The organism is Actinomadura sp. HBU206391 (assembly GCF_014323665.1).
GTDB lineage: Bacteria > Actinomycetota > Actinomycetes > Streptosporangiales > Streptosporangiaceae > Actinomadura_C.
The window spans coordinates 1-1,196 of the sequence record NZ_JABVEB010000560.1; the positions used below are offsets into that span (position 1 = coordinate 1).

The window sequence follows — 1,196 nt, forward strand, 5'->3', positions numbered from 1 at the left end:
GGAGGACCTTCGCGGCCAGGAGCTCGAGGTGGTCCAGGTCGTCGAGGTCGAGCACCTGCAGGTACATCCGCTCGCTGCCGAGTGCCCCGTATTCACCGATCTTGTCCACCACCTCGGCGGGCGTGCCGGCGAGCCCGTTCTTCCGGAGCTCGGCGACATCGCGGCCGATCGCGTCGGCGCGGCGCTTGATCTCGGCCTCGTCGCGCCCGCAGCAAACGATCTGGGCCGTTGAGTAGATCATCGGATCGGTCCGCCCCGCCTCGTCACAGGCCTCCCGCACCCGCCCGTACGCGGCTTTGACGTCGTCGAGCCCCATGAACGGCGTGTTGTACTCCTGCGCGAATCGGGCCGCCAGCCGCGGCGTCCGCTTCGGGCCTCCGCCTCCGATGATCACCGGTGGTCCACCCGCCTGCGCGGGCTTGGGCAGCGCCGGCGAGTCGACCAGCCGGTAGTGCTCGCCCTCGAAGGAGTAGCTCTCCCCGACCGGCGTCCTCCACAGCCCGGTGATGATCTCGAGCTGCTCCTCGAACCGGTCGAACCGTTCCTTGAGGCTGGGGAACGGGATGCCGTACGCGGTGTGCTCGGCGTCGAACCAGCCGGTGCCGAAGCCGAAGTCGACCCGGCCGCCGCTCATTTCGTCGACCTGGGCCACCGAGATCGCCAGCGGGCCGGGCAGCCGGAAGGTCGCCGCGGTGACCAGCGTGCCGAGCCGGATCCTGCTGGTCTCGCGGGCGAGCGCGCCGAGGGTCACCCACGAGTCCGTGGGCCCGGGCAACCCGGAGACGTCGCCCATCTTGAGGTAGTGGTCGGAACGGAAGAACGCGTCGAAGCCGAGGTCCTCGGCGGCCTTGGCGACGCGCAGCAACGTTTGGTAGCCCGCCCCCTGCTGGGGCTCGGTGAAGATCCGAAGAAGCATGGTGCCATCCTCGTACGAGGTCGCTCGCGGACGTCGACCGGGGTCCGGCGCCGCCGCCGGCACCGGACCCCGGTGGTCCGCGTGAACCCGTCCAGGCGGGTCAGTGCGACCTGCGCCGCCGGCGGCTCAGGCCCATGAGCACCAGCCCGGCGCCCACCAGCCCGAGCGCGAGGCCGGCGAACAGCCGCGTCGGGGCTCCGGTGTGCGGCAGGCCCCCGGGCTCGCCGGGCGCGTCCGGCTCACCGGCTCCCGGACGCGCTGGGCCCTCGGGACCTTCGTC

2 protein-coding genes are annotated in these 1,196 nt (G+C 72.1%); both read right to left on the minus strand.

Annotated elements, in window-relative coordinates; genetic code table 11:
* Positions 1 to 916, minus strand: a 916-nt coding sequence (locus HKK72_RS39405; protein ID WP_187239452.1) for an LLM class F420-dependent oxidoreductase, incomplete at its 3' end; no start/stop codon positions are given.
* A gap of 100 nt (positions 917 to 1,016) precedes the next feature.
* The coding region (locus tag HKK72_RS39410; RefSeq protein ID WP_187239453.1) for an LPXTG cell wall anchor domain-containing protein at positions 1,017 to 1,196 on the minus strand (180 nt) is incomplete at its 5' end.